We start from the raw sequence: 18,387 nt of genomic DNA, 5'->3' as shown, positions 1-18,387 counted from the left end.
TTAAATATGAAAACACTAATTTTAAAACTACCAAATACGGAGGAAATAATAAGTCTTACGAAAGATGACTCATCCAAATTTTGGGTATCTATTAGTCCGGAGTTAAAAATTGAAGAAGACCAAAATTTGGGTTATTCCGTTATTGAAATTGATGCTGAACTTGATATTGCTTATGGTTCAGAATATCTTATAAACATTTTCATTGACCAAATAAACGAGATTAAAAAGAAAGAAATTGATGACATTTCTCATGGAGTAGAATCCGAAAATAATGATTCTTCTATCTCAGAAACCCATATTACAAAACCAGATTTTGACCCTGAGCAAATCCGTGTAGACTCTAAAAACTTCTCAGTTCTTGATGTCGTAAGGTTTATTGACAAGAAACGAATTGATTTATCGCCGGATTTTCAGCGTTATTTTGTTTGGAAAGACTCTGTTAAGCAATCAAGACTAATAGAATCTCTACTTCTTAGAATTCCCCTACCTGTATTTTATTTGAGTGAAGATAATGAAGGTTTATATCAAGTAGTGGATGGTTTACAAAGGCTTACAACCATTGATTTGTTTTATAAAAACAAGTTGAAATTAAAGGGTTTGGAGTATTTAGAGGATTGTGAGGGTGAAACATTCGGAACCCTTAAGCTCAAATATCAAAATAGGATTGAAGACACTCAACTGACATTCAACATTATTGCTCCAACAACTCCATCTTCCGTGAAGTTTGAAATTTTCAAAAGGATAAACGAAGGTGGTAAACCTCTCAATAGGCAAGAAATTAGAAATAGTATGGCTAAACCTAATGTAAGGCAACTTATCCAAAGTTTAGCTTCGTCAGAAGGCTTTATTAATGCGACTGATAACAGTATCAAACCAATTAGAATGGAAGACCAAGAATTGGTCATGAGGTTCATTGCCTTTTACATCTCAAACCTCGAAATTACTGAAAGCCCATATAAAGGTGATATGGAGTTCTTTTTAGATGACACATTGGATTATTTAAACAAAAACTACTCACCCGAGTTAGAAGGAACCTTAGAAAATTCATTTAAGAATGCCATGGAGAATGCCTACTATTTATTTGGCAGATATGCATTTAGAAAAACTACTTTTGAGGCTTACCGAGATAGTAGAAGATCATTGATTAATAAATCTCTTTTCACCGTTTGGTCAGTATTGCTATCAAAAATACCACCTCATGTATTCCATAAAACTGTAAACAAAGGCCAAATGGTAGAATATTTTGTAAGTAAAATCACCGAGGATCAAGCTTATTTTGATTCCTTAACCATAGGAACGAATCAAGCGAACAAGCTTAGTTACGGTTTTAAAATAGCCGAAAGTTTAATCAACGAATCATTAAAAATAAGCCATGATTAAAAAAATACAAATCCAAAATTTTAAGTGCTTTTTAAATACTTCAATTGAATTCAACGAATTAACAGTTTTAGCGGGAGCAAATGGGGTTGGTAAATCAACAATTATCCAGGCAATGCTACTATTACGCCAATTTTACAAGAATGAAGATTCTAAAAATGTTATTATTTCTATTAACAATAAAATAGACTCGTTTCTCGAGTTGGGCAGTACTCAAGAAATTTTAGCGACTGAATCTGACTCTTTAGATATACAATTTAAAGTTGAAGATTCATTAAATCATTCGGAAACAATTGTTTTTAAAATAGATAAAGAAAACCCTTTGAGTTTATCTGCTGAAAAGATGTCTACAGATTATTCATTTAAAAACTCCTTTAATAAGTATCTTCATTATTTGAACGCGGAAAGGCTTGGCCCGAGAAATACTCAACAAATGAGTGTTCAAAAAGACTTAAATGTTGGTTTTCAAGGAGAGTTTACAGGACAAGCAATTTCACTAGCATCTAAGAATACAGAATCTATTTACGAGTATAAACAGTTTCCGAAAAGTGAGGCAAAAACATTTGAAAAACAAGTGGAATATTGGATGCAATTTATAATTCCAGACATTGAAATTAATGTTTCCACTTATGAAGATATAAATCAAGTAAGAATTGGGATAAGAAAAAAAGGTGCAGATACTGCTTTTTTACATCCTAATAATATTGGGTTTGGAATATCATATTCTTTACCAATAATTGTAAGTGCTTTAATTGCCGAACCTGGCTGCATTTTAATTATTGAAAACCCTGAAGCTCATTTGCATCCGCTTGGTCAATCAAGGATAGGGCAGTTTATTGCTAAAATGTCGAATTCAGGAGTTCAAATAATTATCGAAACACATAGTGAGCATGTAATAAATGGTGTTCGACTCGCAACAAAAAATGGCTTTAAAGACAAATCTAAAGTAACATTGAACTTTCTTAAATCTGATAAAAAACTAGAAATAATACCTTTAGATATAAATGAAAATGCAGAGCTATCTGAATGGCCAGTTGGTTTTTTTGATCAAGAAGAAAGTGACTTAAGTACTATTTTCAAGTTAAATAGAGCAGGTTATGAAGGCTGAGTTTTATTTATTGAATGAATCATTTGATTCTATTAATCCTGATATAAGTAGCTTCGAAGATTCAATAGGATTGCTTTCCGAGGATACTGAAAATATCAAAAGTAATGGCGATTCCATTTTACGTCACAATGATATTTATGAAGTCAACATTGGAAATAATACTCCTCTGTATAAATATTTATTTGAAGGAGATTTGAATTCTAGGAATAGTTCTAAAAAGTATTTAATGAAAATAATTGACCGAGCAAAAGAAACGAATTGGTCAAATTCCGATATTAAAGACTTGGTGAAAGACCAAGAAACTGCTGATTTTTGTAATGAAAAGAAAGCTTATGGTTTTATATCATATGGGGGTAAGGCTATCAAGGGTTTAGAAAAATATACAATTTCAAACATTAAAACTTGGTTTAGTTTTCACAGATATTTTTTGGGGAAATACCCTTGTGAGCCTTATTATTTTATTGATGAATGTCGTAAAAACTTCCCTTACATTCATATTCATACTAGGGTAAAAATGGAAATTGATAAAACAGATGGTGGTTGGATTAATTTCACACAATCCTTTGTAAAAGGTCTCTCATGTTTAAATGATACTTTACCATATTATTTAGAGAAAAGCTATGTTAGGAAAAGAGACTTACTAACTTTTAGTGCTTCCGTTGGAATTGATGTTACACCAGAAGGAAATCTAAAACATAAACCAAATATGACATTTGAGTTTTCTACAGTTAATGGTCTAAAAAAAGTGTGTTGTGAACCTCATATGAAGTTTAATCAAAGTGACAAAGTCGGGGATAATACATATTATAAAAATAGAATTTATTTTTATGAGAGCGACCCAGATATAGAAAATGGCAAAATATTAGTTGGCCACATTGGACAACATATTGATTTTTAATGCAATTAAAAGATATCATACAATTACCCGAAGGTAGACGACTAGAGTTTAAAGAGAGTTTGCCCAAAGCCATAGACTTGGCTAAGACCATTGTGGCCTTTGCTAATGATGCTGGCGGAGAATTGTTTATTGGTATAAAAGATAAGCCTAGAGAGATACTTGGTGTGAAGGGAGATGTGATGGAATTAGAGGAGCAGATAGCTAACATAATTCATTCCCATTGTCATCCTGTTATTCTTCCAGACATCTCAATTATTTCTGATAAATCTAAATCTGTTTTACGAGTAAAAATTCATCGGGGCAGCCAATTACCTTATTTCCTTAAATCCAAAGGGAAAAACGAAGGAACGTACATAAGAGTTGGTTCGTCTAGCAGGCAAGCGGATGTAGAAATCATAGCCGAGCTAGAGCGTCAAAGACGCAATATTTCATTTGATGATGAAATCGTTTTTGATATTGAACCTGAGGATATTGAATTAAAAGAATTTAGCCAATTGTTTTTAGAGAAAACGGGTGAAGCCATTACTCCAAATACACTAAAGAAACTTGGCCTTACAAAGGAGGTGCAGGGAAAACTTATGCCAACCAATGCCTTACTCTTATTTGCAGATGCAGAAAGTAAACGACAGCTGTTTCCTTACGCCAAAATAGAATGTGCAAGATTTAAAGGAACTAGTTCAGCAGTTTTTATTGATAAAAAAACTTTTGAGGGCAATATAGCTGTTCAGGCAGAACTTGCTTATGAGTTTGTACTACGCCATATAAACAAAGGTGCTGTAGTAAATGGTGTTTATACAGAAGAGCGTTGGCAATATCCTATTATAGCTATAAGAGAGACTATTCGTAATGCAGTAGTTCATAGAGATTACTCACTTACAGGTAAAGATATTAAGATTGCCATTTACGACGACATGGTAGAAATTACTAGTGCAGGTAAACTTTTACCATCTATAGATTTTGATGATTTAGAAGCACGTCAATCTGATGTTAGAAATAAATTAATAGCACCAGTATTTAAGAAAATGGGGGTAATAGACCAATGGGGTAACGGTCTTAAACAAATAGCAGATGAACTTCGAGATTATAAAGAGATAAAGTATAGCTGGGAAGAGAAAGGCATAGCACTACAAGTACAATACACTAATACAGAATACAAGCAACAGCAGGAGTTGCAGCAGGAGTTACAGTCTGAGTTACAGTCTGAGTTACAGTCTGAGTTACAGTCTGAGTTACAGTCTGAGTTGAAAAAGAAAACACTGTATAGTAAAACGTTACAATTTCTAAATAAAGAGGAGCTTAGCAGGAAAGAAATTTCTTTAAAATTTAAGCAGAAGCAAATATCAGGTCATTTAGCAAACATCATACGAAAGCTTGAAAGTGACCAGTTGATTGAAAGAAGTGAGGGTGAGCTAAATGACCCAAATCAGAAAAATAGAATAACAGAAAAAGGAAAGGTGTTTTTGGCAATCCTAAAAAAGAAATAAAATGCAACAAGATAATCTATACAAAGCCTTTAGTCTATTCATAGAAGCGTTTAGACCTTATACAGTGTCTATCTTAATGAAAGAAGTAGGAGACAAGTGGCCAGATATGTTTTTTGATTCGCTATATCCAAATCAAAAAGAACACTGGGAAATGGGCCTAAGAAGTGGCTCCCAACCTGAATCATTAGTTGATTACCCCTACCTAAAGGGTTTTGTATTAAAGTACAAAGACCTACTACGTGATGATTTTGGTAGAGATGTCAACAAATTGGCTACTCAACTTGAGACCATTAATGAAATCCGTAATAAAATGGCTCATTTTCAAAGCATAACTTCGGACGAATACAATATAGTATTCATTAATATGAAGCGAATTATGCGTGCCGTAAAAATGGAGGATTTAGAAACGGAATTGGCTCATTTACATGAAGCAAAGGAAGAAATTAAGCCCGTTCCTAAAAAACTTGAAAATAGTGCTGAATTACAGCCTTGGTTTGTCATTGCAAACCCTCATATAGATATCAAAACAGGGCGTTTAGACGAATCTGTTTTTGCGGCAAACTTGGCCGAAGTCGCACTCGGAAATGGCCGTGAAATATATAGAAGTAGTACCGTTTTTTTTGAAAAGACTTTTTTCACAGCTGGTTTAAAAAACATAGCCAGAACCGTAGTAAAAGGTCTTAATGGCACTGAAGATGGCAATAACACGGTAATTTCGCTTCAAACAGGATTTGGTGGTGGAAAAACACATACCCTGATATCTCTTTTTCATGTAGCAAAAAATGGAAAGAAACTAGCTGAATCTACTTATGCCAAAGAACTAATAAACTATACCAGTTTACCACAATTTGAAGAGGCAAATGTAGCTGTGTTTACAAATACCACAAATGATGCTGCCAATGGTCGCATGACCACAGATAATATACGCATTCAAACTATTTGGGGCGAATTAGCTTATCAATTAGGTGGTAAAGATGCGTATGAGATTGTTCGATTAAATGATGAACAATTTATCTCTCCTGGTGGCCTTTTTAAAAAAGTGTTAGAGAAATGTACTCCAGCACTAATTTTAATTGACGAATTAGCTGATTACTGTGTAAAAGCATCTGCCCGTTCGGTGGGCAAAAGTAACCTATCCGAACAGACAATAAGCTTTATGCAAGAGCTTACAGAGGCAGTAGCATCTACCAATAATTGCGTTGCTGTGATTACATTACCCGCATCACCACAAGAGGTAGGCAATACTCCAGAAGCTCAGTCTATTCTTAATTCCCTACAAAAACGTGTAAGTCGTGTAGGAGCTGATACCCAACCTGTAGCTGATGATGAAATATATGAAGTAATAAGAAGAAGACTTTTTGAAAACATTGGTGACCAAAAAAGCTTAGAACAGGTAGCATCGAAATATATGGAGCTTTATGAACAACATTTTACAGAGCTACCGGGTCACGCTGTTAAGACACAGTATAAAGAGAAGATTTTAAAATCATATCCTTTTCATCCTGAGCTAATTGATATTTTTAGAGTAAAATGGGCCAGTCATCATGATTTCCAAAGAACAAGAGGTGTATTGCGTTTACTGGCTGCAATAGTTAGTGACCTTTGGAGTCGTCAAAATTCACTTAGAGGAGAAAATCTATTAATACACCCTGGTCAAGTTAATTTCGCCAATTTAGACGCTCTGTCAGGGCAATTAAAAAAGCTCTACGGGAATGGCTATGATTCGGTAATTACGGCTGATGTGGCGGGTTCGTCAAGCAACGCATTTAAGATAGATGGTAATAAAGCAGAATATGGAGGCAATAATTTAACTCAATCTCTTTCGTCTGTAATCCTCATGAACTCATTTGGAAACGAAGGAGCTAATAAGGGGATTTCTGTACCAGAATTGAAACTTAGTTTACTTACTCCAAGAGGCTTTAATCATAACAATGTAAATGGAGCTTTAGACGAACTAGAAAGCAATGCCTATTACTTATATTATGCACAAGCAGGAGGAGCTAGCAAAAGGTATTGGTTCAATACCAAGCCCAATATTAATATATTAATTAATAAAGCAAAAGGAGACATCAAGGATGTAGATATCACTGCTGAAATTATTGATAGGTTAACTGCTAAATCAAAAAATGTACAATTCTTTAATACTCTAGTAAATCCTTCAGAAGATATTCCAGAGCAAACTAAACCTACATTACTAATTCTTAGTCCTCAGCATCTCGCAAACCCAAACGAAGTTTCAAAAACGACAAAAGCACTAATTGAAAAAATAGCAACTAAAAAAGGAAATAGTGAACGTATTTACCGTAATACTATTCTTTTTCTACTTTGCTCAGAAGTAGGAATAAGCAGGTTACAAACCGAAGTAAGAGAATACCTAGCGTGTAATAAAATAAGTTCAGAATATCAGGGACAACTCGAAAAAGAACAAAGAGAAGATTTAAAAAAGAGAATGAATGATGCCTCTCAACAATCCGAAGTTTCTTTAGTACCAGCCTATTCTTTGGTAGCTAAATATTCTGTCAAATCAGATATTTCAACAGTGGCCATCAAACAATTTAAGGACAGTATAGATAGCCAAATAAACACTACTGTTTTAAGTACGCTCATGGAGGAAGAGTGGCTTTTAGAGTCTATAGGCTTAAATACCCTTAGAAAAAATAATTTACTTCCGACCGCCGAACAGTCAGTTAAGGCTAAAGACATCTATGAGGCTTTCTTGCGTTTTGATGATAAGCCAATGATTACAAATGCGGAATCCGTAACTCAAAGCTTAAGAAAGTACTGTGAAAATGGGGCATATACTATTGCTACAGGCGAAGGCGAGCAAAATAACTTCACCCGATATTTCTTTCAAGAGTCTGTTCCATTTTTTGATGTAAAAGATGAAACTTATTGGTTAATAGACAACTCTCTAAGGCCAGTACCTAAGGAACAAGTAGGCGGAGATTCAATTAGCGAAAAAGAGGAAACACCACTTACCGTTCCTACAAGCACTACTTTGAATGTTGCGGCTGAGCCAGCTCATGCTTCAGATAGAAATATAAAATCTTTGACAGTATCAGGAAAAGTAGCATTAGAGAACTATACCCAACTATTCAATAGTTTCATAATGCCATTAGCTCAGAATAATATTGAAATAGAAATCAAAATAAAAGCAAATTCTACCGCAGCTAAGCCACTGACAGATGCTAGTCATGAATACAAAATTGTAAAGGAATCCGCCAAGCAGCTCGGACTTAATTTTGAAGAGGAATGATGAAAAGCTAACTTTTAAACATCCTTTTCAAAAACTTTACCATACCCTATAAAACAAATCATTTTACAAAACCACAACTAAAACATGAGCACACCACTTCAGCTATATCTAGAGAAAAATAGTATTGAGGAAAATCGTTTCTACGGCCGCTTTATTCAAACAAATAATAACGCATTTGTATTTACTAATGTTATTTCTAAATCCGAAGGTAATTTACTTATTAATGAAAAAGGAAACCGTGAGAATGTATGGTTAGGCTTTAGAAATGATGGATTTAAGGAGGGGAAATATTATGAGTTTAGTATTTTCATAAAAGGCGAGAATCAGCTTCCGAATATAGATTTATTCAACAACCCTCCTCTTAAATCAGACAAGAATCCATATGAAGAAATAGTTTTTGATAGGTATAACAGATTAGACCGACCCGAGTCCAACAAAATCATTGCCAACCTCTTACGTGAAATCGGCAAAGGAATGTATTCTTCTAAAGAGCGAATGATTTTCGAGCTTTTACAAAATGCTGATGATGCACCAGCCGGAGAAGAACTCAAATTTCATATTGATACACATCATGAATATTTGTTAATCATGCATAATGGTCTCCCTTTTAGTAAGAGTGATGTCGGTGCTATTACAAGTGCCGCTCAAAGCACTAAAAAAAATGACAAGAAGAAAACTGGTTATAAGGGTATTGGCTTTAAATCTGTATTCACAGATAGCAGCGAAGTAATTATAAAGTCGGGAGGCTTTATATTTCAATTTGACCGAGAATATTCCGCATACAAAGACTTTGATACATTTTATTTTGATAGAGAAGATTATAAAATTGCTCCCCAACTAATTTCTCGACACAAGCGAAAGTGGGAAGCCGAAGCAAAAAGTTTCAACGGCAATAAAGATGTACCCTGGCAGCTCTTACCTATTTGGAAAAACGAAATAGCCAGTGAGTTAAATAATAGCCGATTAGTTGAATACAATAATAATGTTGGTATAGCACTAAAAATTAATCGTAAAGTAATCGAGGATTATCTTGAAGCTGTAGATACTATAGCTGAAAACCCCGTTTTTCTATTATTCTTACGGCATATAAAAGTCTTTAAATCTTTCAAAAACGGACTTACCATTCGGAAAAAAGGTGAAAATCCTGTTCAAATTATAAAACAAAAAGGAAGAGATTATACATATGAAAGATTTTACTTTAAAAAGGAATGTGATGAAATTTCGATTAATCAAGACTCTTTTAAAAACGAGGGTCTTACAGTATTCCGTAATGAAGAAGTCAACGACTATGGAGAGGTAAGCTACTTTTTATCAAGAGATGAAGAAGGAAAGGACAAAATTGATAACATACCGCCTAAAATAGCTGCCGCAGAATCAACCCTGATAACTTTTGCTGCACCGATTATTAATAATAAACTGGGATGTGAGCCAGATTACCTTTTAGATAAAGATTTCAACTCGTTTTTTACTTATTTACCTTTAACAGAAAAACGTATTAATCTACCTTTTTTAGTTAATGCAGACTTTGTACTCTCTTCTAACCGTGAGGGTATTCAAGGAGACAACGAATGGAACATTTTCCTATTCGCCAAAATTGGACGCTTATACCTTAATTGGCTAAAGGAGATTGCTGAATTGGGTATAAGCCAGAATTCTCTACATCCCGAATATTTATCACTCTTATTAAAGAAACCACTTACCGACCAAAAGGAAGTACAGGCCTTAATAAATGTTTTCAATGAGATATACCTAGAAACTCTTGAGGATACAGCATTTATAGTTGATTATCGAAACGAGTTGCGGACTTGCTCTGAAATCATAATAGATGAAACTGGATTCACAAGTTTATTTGGGGAAGAAGTCTTTTATGCTATTCAGAACGAAGATAAATATTTAGTTCTTGATGGCATAAACACCAATTATCTAAAATATCAATATTTAGATATCGCTCTATTTGACTTTAGTTATTTAATAGAAATCTTAGAAAAGGAAGAAAACATTGAGATACTAAAACTGAATTTCAAAAAAAGTGACATTGTAAGCCAAGTTAAATATCAAAAATGGGTTGAAGACAATGTAGGAGTCTTAGGTAAATTAGCTCTTGAGTTATTCTTCATTCCTGTTGAATCTGAAATCTATTCATTAAACTTTATAACCGAATATGATGACTTTTTCCTTAGAATTAATGAAAACATTCCTGTTACAATACTAAATAATTTAGGCTTAAAAGGTGTTGAATTAAAATACTCGGATTTCCCTAAACTAATTGATGTCGTTACTTCTGAAGATAACTATTTAAACCCCATCAAAGGGAAACTCACATTTGAAAAATTAACCTTCGAACGTGACTTTACAAGTCTATCTTCTAAAGAAAAGAGTTGGTTCATTAATTTCCTCCAAAATTTAAAAGGTATTGGCCCAGACACATGGGGTAAAGAATTGAAGTTATTTAAATCGCAGAGTGGAAACTTGAAAGCTATTCAAGAGTTGACTAGTAATGCCTCTGAAACCATACCAAATTGGCTAAATGAGTTTATAATTGATAGAGATGAGGAGAGAACTCTAAGTGCAAAAGTATTAGATGAACTTATACCTCGTGCTGATATTTTTGACACTATAATTTGCAACCCCAGTAATTTCACCTCAATTACGGAGTTGGTAGATGTCCCGAAAGAGTTAGATAGCTTTTACACCTATTGTTTAGAATGCTATGAAGAAATTCCTGAAACAGAAAGACGTAACATTAGTAACATACCTTGGCTATATAATGAAAGGAATAACACCTTTCAATTAGCAAATGAACTATATTTTCCTGTTGGCTTACATAAAGCTAAGGAATCAGAATATAAAAGGTATGCCCTACTTATTGAAGAGAATACTGCATTACTGATACCTCACCACAGCTCAGTCGAATTAAAGAAGACATTTAAGTTAGGAGGTAACACAGATAATATTCAAGGTCATATCCCTAGGAACATGGGGTTGTCTTTGGAAGACAGTAATTTACTTCTGGATTTTCTCAAAGTAAATAAGGAAGATAACTTTTTATTACATTCATATTTTGAGGAGACTGAAGGGACATATTTTCATCATGAAACGGCTAGAATACGAACCTACTTTTCAAAGAACAAAAATCTAATCTCTCTCATAGAAGACATAGATGATTCTAACTTAATTTTACTTCCCAATGACTTATACCAGACTGGCTTAGAGACAATTGGACTTCTTGAGGGTGAAGAATTAATAGAATACTTGTTAGATATTAATTATGGCAACATTGCTTTTGTAGATTTTTTATATCCTTACAAAGCTAAAGAAACCCTTTGTAGCAAGTTTATAGCCAATATTTCAGCGTTTAACATTAATTCGCAAGCTGAATATTCTAAATCATCTCCAGAGTTTAAAGTTATTGAATTGGTTTTAGGTCAGGAGAAAGAAAAAATAACGCAGTTCAGGCAAATCATCATTCTAGATGGCGAACTGTTGTCTGAAAAATCGGTATCTGATGACATTTGGTTTCCAACAATAAAAAAGGAATTAAAATTAAGGTTAAGCGATTTATTTCCTTCCGATTTCGAAGGAAATGCCTATAGCCTCAATCAAATGCTTGAACTGTTCTCAGGAGTAGGTAAAGTAAGTGAATTAAAGGAGCTCTTTAAGGTAAGGAAGTATAGGTTTAAAGATGAAATTGCAAAAAAATTACTTGAGACTACAGACAAAAGATTTAGTGCCAAGGATTGCACTTTCTGGCACTTTTACATGCTTGAAACAGGTGAAGTAGACATTTTATCTGAGTCAACTACTTTCTTAGATTTATTCGAATCTAATCGAGTTCTATATGAAGAAGAATGCATTAAATTCCTCGATTATTGTGTTTTAGAATCTATTGAGAACCCATTTGATTTTTTCTCCTTCCCTGACTTTGTCCCAGCTGAAAAAATTTGGAGTGAGAAATATGCCTTAGAAAGCGAATTAGTTCCTAACTGGCTAAAAACATGGATTAGCGGCAATGATTCTAAAATAAGCTACTTAACAAACAGTGTGGTTGGCCTTAATCATGACGAAAGTAATGTGGTCAAATTTAGAATAGGCGTCGAAGACAATAACAAAAGTGCTCAGGATATAACACGAAGCTTACTAAGTGATTTGCAATTACGAAATAGTCTAATTTGGTTAAAGGAAAACACGAGAAGTATTCAATTAAGCTCTGTTTCTCTAAAAAACATATATGAAACGTTTGAGGAAAGGAATGTTTCCATAAAAACGCTTTTAATTCCGGTAATAATTGAAGGACAAGTTGTCCTGAAAAGCTGGAATAAAGATGACATATATCATCTTGAAAATTCCAAATGGGAAGAGTATGTACCCGATATTATCAAGGCCATAAATCATAACGATCAGTTCGTTTTAAATGAGGTACTTCCTTCCTCCTTTACTATTGAGTTAGATGCAATAGAAGAAGGCTTCCTGGAAGTTTTGGATACAAACAAACTTATAGCTTCAGATAAGTTAGAAGAGTTAAATTTAGGTTTCTACCAAAGCCTAAAAAACCACGCAAATGCCTCTATAATTAAGGTTTATAATGATACAACTCTGCCCTATAGATTTAGATATCATGATATTATAGATGTTGAAGTAGACTTAAAAATAGATTATGAAGTTTTGGAAACAGGAGAGATCATTGTATGCCAAAATCAAATAGAGAATATTCCTGAAGTCATTCGTTCAGAATTGAATAATGACTTCTTTACGTCCTTACTTGAGAAGAAATTTGGATCTGAAAAAAATGAAAGTTTTCAAGAAATTGATTTGTCTAAATCTGATTATCAATTTTCACCTGAAGAAGTAGATGCCCTTAATGTTCTTTTTGATGGTCAACCTCCGGAAGAGTTCTATAAAGACTGGAATGTAGCTGCTCTAGTAAAAGCACTCATCTATTTACCTCAAATTGGTTATGATGTCACAGAAGCCAAAAAGTTGTTAGCAGAGAGCCATAAATACGCACAACTCGAATCAGTTTTCATAAATGGAGATTCTGAGTCAGAGTACCTAATTATGGGCCGATCCGCAGCGAATGGGCTACTTTATTTAACAACTCAGGCATGGGAAAGATTAAAAGGTAATAAAGTGCATTTATTTGTGAATTTTGGAGGAACCCAAAAAGTTTTTCAAAATCAGCAGGCTGTATTAGACTATGCCATGGAAAGTTCGGACTTCCAGATAATGCGAATTATGACAGAGCCTACCGCCGAAAACATAAATGATGTTCTTAGTGGTAATTTTGATAAGAAAAAAGTTTGGCTAGTTTTCAAAATGAAGAGTGATGAAAAAATAGATCACCTCTTTAAGAGATGGGAGCCAAATGATAAGTTTGACACGGATAGTAATAGAGAGGGAATTACACCAGATGAAAATATGATTTAATGAGTTTACCTATTGAAAAACATATTGAATTCTACAAAGCAGAATACGCTGTTCAAGAACAAGACTGGCTTTATTATGTTCAAAGCCCAATCAAAACACTGATTGCAAGTAAAGAGAGAGAAATGTACGCAGGTTTTGCCTCGGGAATAGAAAGACACTCTGGCTTACTCTTATTGAAAGTTAGAAACGAATCGGCTCCTAGGCTAAACCAACCTTATTTTTTAAGTGTGGTTTTAGAACCAAAAACTCCCCCCAAAGGATGGTCTATTACTTATCAGCAATTTCGAGAGAAGCACCATATTGACTATTATGAAGGTATTGGTGGAACCATTGTTCCAATCAACTATTGGAAAACAGAAGGCAATTTCACCTTCTTCTTATGTGAATCCTTAGATGATGAGTTAATTCCTTTAATAGAACAAGAATGCTTTTCAAAATCCATCTACCCGCTAGTTCTTTTAGCAGAGTCTGATCCTCCCCTTGATTATCTAGTGAATTTAAAAGAGTTTCTTGAGAAAAATAAGAGCAATAAGATTGTAAATAGTACAGGAGATAACAGAAGTGCTCTAAGCCTTCAGAACTTAGATAATGGTCAAGATATTATACCTTTCCTTTTAAAGGATATTAATGAAAAAGAAATAACCCTTATTCAAGGCCCACCCGGAACGGGAAAGTCATATACAGCCGCTGCCATAGCGAATGAATATATTAATAATAATAAATCGGTTGTAATATGCTCCTTGGCAAACAAAGGGCTAATCGAAATAATAGGCCAAAACACTTTAAAAGAAGCTTTAAATGCTAGAAAAGTACACAAAACTAGTCTTAGCAGCCTTGAAAAAAAGGAACAACCTAAGCTCAAAAAGGCGACTGAGATTATTCCAATTGAAGGTAAGCTATTATTAACAACCTATTACTCCTTGTCAAAATATTTTAAGGCATACAAAGGGAATAAATATCGCTTTGACCTTTTAATAATAGAAGAAGCTTCTCAGGCATTTTTAGCCACCATAGCGATGTTTATTGAGATTTCAGAGCGAACATTAATTATAGGAGACTTCAAGCAAATCCCTCCAGTTGTCAGGTTAGAAAAGCGTCAAATAAATAGAATACACCCTAATTTAAATCAAGCAATTAATGGCTTAGAAACTTTTACATTAAACAAAACAGAAAGCACATATAGATTTACTAAAACAAGACGCTTAACTGCCTCATCTGCCAATCTTACAGGACTCTTTTATGAGAATTCACTCGAAAGTATCTCAAGTTTGACATTACCCGTTGCAAATAGCAGTAAGTATAAAAATATCTTTAATGACTCCGGAAATCCGACAATTGTCTTCTTACCTAAGGAGTCCTCCAATCCTTTGTCCAGCTTTCATTTTGTTGATAAACTACTTCAAATAGTAATGAGTTTATTAGAAACATCAAACGAATGTACTGTTGCCATACTAGCTTCGAAAAGAGATATGGAAGCAGTCTTAATCAGAGAATTCTATTCCAAATACGGAAAATTGAAACGAGTACATTTTAGCACAGTACATCGTGCTCAAGGGTTAACAGTAGATTATTGCTTTTTTTATATGCCGCTAGAAGCTACACATATGGATCTGAATCCTAACTTATTCAATGTAGCTACAAGCAGGGCGAGAAAAGGAACTTGCATACTTACAAAGGACAGCATGAATATGATGGTAAATACATCTGCAGAAGTGCAATCCTTTCTAAAAGGATGTCAAGATGTCACAAAAACCTTTACGGAGTTTATGGAGGTAGAGTTTTAAATAGAAGAGTTAATTGTACTGCTATTATTAGGCTCATATAATACCCTCCAAGCATATCCTCATTAAAATCAAATGCTTATATGAGCCGCTAAGCACTCAACAGCTCCGCAAGGGCAAGAGCATTATGAGATTGCCCTTTACCGATGTATTGGAGGAAGGTGGCCTCTCTAGTGTGTCCTGTCATAGACATTATTAGCGGAGTCGCATATTTGCCATACATATTGGTCGCAAGAGAACGTCTTCCAATATGCGTGCTAATCAACTTCCACTTAGGATAAACGCCTTCTACTTTTCTATTAGTTTCAGGGTCATTTAATGCTCCTTTGACTTCCTCATCAAGACCAGCCAATTTACCTACCTCTTTTATAAGTCTATTATAATTTTGGTCTGAAAACTTTAATGGAAATGCTCCTCTCCTTTTCTTTAATACTTCTTCCACCTCAGGAAAAATAGGGAGTAATACTTCTTTTCCTCCTTTTTGTTGCTTCAGACTAATAAGCCGATGACCCTCCATTTCCGTAATGCTTTCTTCTGTCAATTTCAGGAGGTCAGAAACTCTTTGGCCTGTAAAACAACTAATTATCAACCAATCACGTGCAGCCTCTAGGCTTTCACTAGGTAGGTCAACAGTTTTTATTAGTCCTAATTCCTCTAGTGTAAGAAAGATTTTATAAACTTTCCCAGGTTTGGCTGTCAAGCTCTCCAATTGATAGCTAGTCGGGATTCCTTGTGTTCTAGCGTAGCGACCAATGGTCTTCAACATATCCACAACCTTCTTTACATAATTAGGGCCATACTGCTCTTCCTCTCTTAAATACTCCTTAAACTCTTCATTGAACTCCAAATCGATATGATTCATTTGAAAATCTCTTCCAGAATATTCTTGATACTTTAATATTATCTTTTTTATTGATAGAATCTTTTGGAGTGAACTTTTGGCTAAACTTTCAATCTTTTGATCGTGGTAGCTTTGAATTAGATCAATCAGTAATGCCGATTTAATCTCTTCTTTTTTTGGAGAAATTGCATTCTTCAACCAAGCTGTGTTTACACCTCCTTTCGATTGATTAGAATTATAAGCAGTTAGTATTTGAAGCCTTAGTTTTTCAAGGTCAGATTGAACGTTCTTACTAAGCACGTCCCTTGCATTTTTTACCTGTCCTTTAGACGTACTCCATTTTTCAGAATTAATCACATAGGGAGTTTTAGCCTTTACATCTATGGAAGAGTCACGAAGTCTCACATAGATGTTTGCAGGATTTCGTTTTGATTGAATCAAGAATTTAATTGATGCCATATTTTTAGCCCGTATTTAGCCCGTAAATATGCAATTTAATAAAACTAAATACAATCCAAATAAAACAATATGGCTATAACTTTCTCATATATAAGTTGTTATGAATTCACCTAAATTGTATAAGATTGCATCACACGGTCTCGTCCAGACCGCAACACTAAAGCCTCATAATCATTCGATTATGAGGCTTTTTCTTTGATACCTATTTCATTTTTCTCGCCAAAACGAAACATTCTGAACCTAGTGGTCAAAAAGAATTGACCACCAGTTTTATTTCATGTTTTCCTAGCTCCAAACGTACTGAGCCAAACGCTGAATTTACTTTTTTGCCATTGTGCATCAACTCTTTCCCTGATTCGGAAGCTACCTCAAATTCAGCTACCATATTAGTTATAGAGCCAAATTGCCGAGTGCCTTACAGGCAGGTTCCTTATCACTTCTGAATTTATCGGGTAAGGAGGTAACTTCATATAGGTCTTTATGTACTCTTCATTATTATAGGCAAGTGCCGTAAATAGAAGTGACGAATGACAGGCAGGCCATTCGTCCCAGATATAGATGTCTTTATCAAAAGGCCATTCAGATTTATCTTTGATATATGGATATAAGAATTCTATTCCTTTTTTAAGCGATTTGCCATCTTCGGTGCTGTATTCAAATAGGTTATCCTCTTTTGTGGAAAATTTGAGCCAGGTTACAAAAGGCATCCAAGTTGAAAAGTGAATAACCATAAGGCTTAGTGCGTGCAAGTTCTAATGGCAAACTCCCGTCATCGGCCATTTGGTTGGGCAAGAGTATCTTTTAAAAACGATCTGTACATAACTTAATTAGTTCTTCGTTCTCTGTCAATGTGGCCATAGATGCCGCAGTTACTGCCCAGCAAGTACCATGGTTATTCTTCCAATTCATTTCGGCTATTCCGTATTCATGAGTGGTCATCCATCTTAAGAATTCGCCAAACCAGTTTTTAAATTTTATGATTTTAATCTCAGGAATAGCCCCCTTTTTTGAAAGTACTTTTACAGATTGAGCTACTTCCACAAGATGATAGGCATCAATTAGGCCGATACCTCTTCCCGTAACTTTACCAAAAATGGCTTGTGCTTAAAGCATATTCGAATTCATCATCCTCTCATCATCAATAAACCATGCATTTAGATGTTCTAGAGCTTTGTCTGCATAAACTTGTTCCTGAGTGTTAAAAAAGGCCGAGGTTAACGTAGAAACTATTTCACTTAGACGAATCATTGCAAAACGATGTGCTGTAAAATTATTTGGGTTTGTCTGCCCATCTTTTTGGATGTAAACACCGTTAAGATCTGCTGGGTTTGGCCACCAGTAATCACCTTCGGAATAAAAGTCATGTATTCCTCCAGAACTCCGTTCACAATGTGAATCTGCTACTGTTATAGGTTCCGATAGTAGAAAGGCTTTTGCTCTTGCTATTTCTGTAGCTTTAAGTCTTTCAATAACTTGTTCTCGTAGTGTTGGAGAAGTGTATGCACTGTTACTTAGAAGTAATGGGCTACATAGTACTACTATCAGTAGTGAAAATCTGTTTTTACTCATAGCCTGGCTAGCTTAAATCTAGTTCTGGTTTGTTGTACATTTTAGGGCATAATACTTCTACTGACAAATCGTTTTCCAAAGATAGGCTCAATGGCATCTCGTAATCATTACTTACTTTTCTGAATCAACATCATCAAATCCATACCCCGCGTGATGCTATTGGATGAACCGTGCCTTTTGCTGTCACTAT

At 34.5% G+C, this 18,387-nt stretch carries 9 protein-coding genes and 1 pseudogene; 7 read left to right on the top strand and 3 right to left on the bottom strand.

The window, feature by feature from the left end; genetic code table 11:
• Nucleotides 1-6 precede the first annotated feature (6 nt).
• The 7 genes from AADJ06_RS20250 to AADJ06_RS20220 all read left to right on the top strand — a co-directional run bounded on the left by AADJ06_RS20250 (nt 7) and on the right by AADJ06_RS20220 (nt 15,331).
• Nucleotides 7-1,380, top strand: a complete 1,374-nt coding sequence (locus AADJ06_RS20250) for a DUF262 domain-containing protein (RefSeq protein WP_341228321.1) — start codon at nt 7-9, stop codon at nt 1,378-1,380.
• Nucleotides 1,373-2,485: a DUF3696 domain-containing protein gene (locus tag AADJ06_RS20245; RefSeq protein ID WP_341228320.1), complete on the top strand. Its 1,113-nt coding sequence runs from the start codon at nt 1,373-1,375 to the stop codon at nt 2,483-2,485. The genes AADJ06_RS20250 and AADJ06_RS20245 overlap by 8 nt, the downstream gene beginning before the upstream one ends.
• Nucleotides 2,475-3,383: a hypothetical protein gene (locus AADJ06_RS20240; RefSeq protein WP_341228319.1), complete on the top strand. Its 909-nt coding sequence runs from the start codon at nt 2,475-2,477 to the stop codon at nt 3,381-3,383. The genes AADJ06_RS20245 and AADJ06_RS20240 overlap by 11 nt, the downstream gene beginning before the upstream one ends.
• Nucleotides 3,383-4,867: an RNA-binding domain-containing protein gene (locus AADJ06_RS20235; RefSeq protein WP_341228318.1), complete on the top strand. Its 1,485-nt coding sequence runs from the start codon at nt 3,383-3,385 to the stop codon at nt 4,865-4,867. The genes AADJ06_RS20240 and AADJ06_RS20235 overlap by 1 nt, the downstream gene beginning before the upstream one ends.
• 1 nt (nt 4,868) lies before the next feature.
• Nucleotides 4,869-8,123: a DUF499 domain-containing protein gene (locus tag AADJ06_RS20230; protein WP_341228317.1), complete on the top strand. Its 3,255-nt coding sequence runs from the start codon at nt 4,869-4,871 to the stop codon at nt 8,121-8,123.
• Between the two features lie 84 nt (nt 8,124-8,207).
• Nucleotides 8,208-13,547, top strand: coding sequence for a hypothetical protein (locus tag AADJ06_RS20225; RefSeq protein WP_341228316.1), 5,340 nt, complete (start codon nt 8,208-8,210; stop codon nt 13,545-13,547).
• Complete coding sequence (locus AADJ06_RS20220; protein WP_341228315.1) at nt 13,547-15,331, top strand: AAA domain-containing protein; 1,785 nt, start codon at nt 13,547-13,549, stop codon at nt 15,329-15,331. Before AADJ06_RS20225 ends, AADJ06_RS20220 begins: the two co-directional genes overlap by 1 nt.
• Nucleotides 15,332-15,419: 88 nt before the next feature.
• Here the strand turns inward: AADJ06_RS20220 and AADJ06_RS20215 are convergent, their stop codons facing one another.
• The 3 genes and pseudogenes from AADJ06_RS20215 to AADJ06_RS20205 form a co-directional block, all read right to left on the bottom strand.
• On the bottom strand, nt 15,420-16,628 hold the full coding sequence (locus AADJ06_RS20215; protein ID WP_341228314.1) for a phage integrase SAM-like domain-containing protein: 1,209 nt from the start codon (nt 16,626-16,628) through the stop codon (nt 15,420-15,422).
• A 247-nt stretch (nt 16,629-16,875) separates the two neighbouring features.
• Complete coding sequence (locus AADJ06_RS20210) at nt 16,876-17,013, bottom strand: hypothetical protein (RefSeq protein ID WP_341228313.1); 138 nt, start codon at nt 17,011-17,013, stop codon at nt 16,876-16,878.
• 1 nt (nt 17,014) lies between these two features.
• Nucleotides 17,015-18,197 (bottom strand): annotated as a pseudogene (locus AADJ06_RS20205) (alginate lyase family protein).
• Nucleotides 18,198-18,387 lie beyond the last annotated feature (190 nt).

The organism is uncultured Arcticibacterium sp., from assembly GCF_964021845.1.
In the GTDB taxonomy this organism is placed as follows: Bacteria; Bacteroidota; Bacteroidia; order Cytophagales; family Spirosomataceae; genus Arcticibacterium.
Note: the sequence above shows the minus strand (reverse complement) of the source record. Positions and strands in the feature narration are given on the sequence as shown.

Coding starts and splice junctions, on each gene's coding strand:
- AADJ06_RS20250 (WP_341228321.1), top strand. CDS start 7: ATGAAAACACTAATTTTAAAACTACCAAATACGGAGGAAATAATAAGT.
- AADJ06_RS20245 (WP_341228320.1), top strand. CDS start 1,373: ATGATTAAAAAAATACAAATCCAAAATTTTAAGTGCTTTTTAAATACT.
- AADJ06_RS20240 (WP_341228319.1), top strand. CDS start 2,475: ATGAAGGCTGAGTTTTATTTATTGAATGAATCATTTGATTCTATTAAT.
- AADJ06_RS20235 (WP_341228318.1), top strand. CDS start 3,383: ATGCAATTAAAAGATATCATACAATTACCCGAAGGTAGACGACTAGAG.
- AADJ06_RS20230 (WP_341228317.1), top strand. CDS start 4,869: ATGCAACAAGATAATCTATACAAAGCCTTTAGTCTATTCATAGAAGCG.
- AADJ06_RS20225 (WP_341228316.1), top strand. CDS start 8,208: ATGAGCACACCACTTCAGCTATATCTAGAGAAAAATAGTATTGAGGAA.
- AADJ06_RS20220 (WP_341228315.1), top strand. CDS start 13,547: ATGAGTTTACCTATTGAAAAACATATTGAATTCTACAAAGCAGAATAC.
- AADJ06_RS20215 (WP_341228314.1), bottom strand. CDS start 16,628: ATGGCATCAATTAAATTCTTGATTCAATCAAAACGAAATCCTGCAAAC.
- AADJ06_RS20210 (WP_341228313.1), bottom strand. CDS start 17,013: ATGGTAGCTGAATTTGAGGTAGCTTCCGAATCAGGGAAAGAGTTGATG.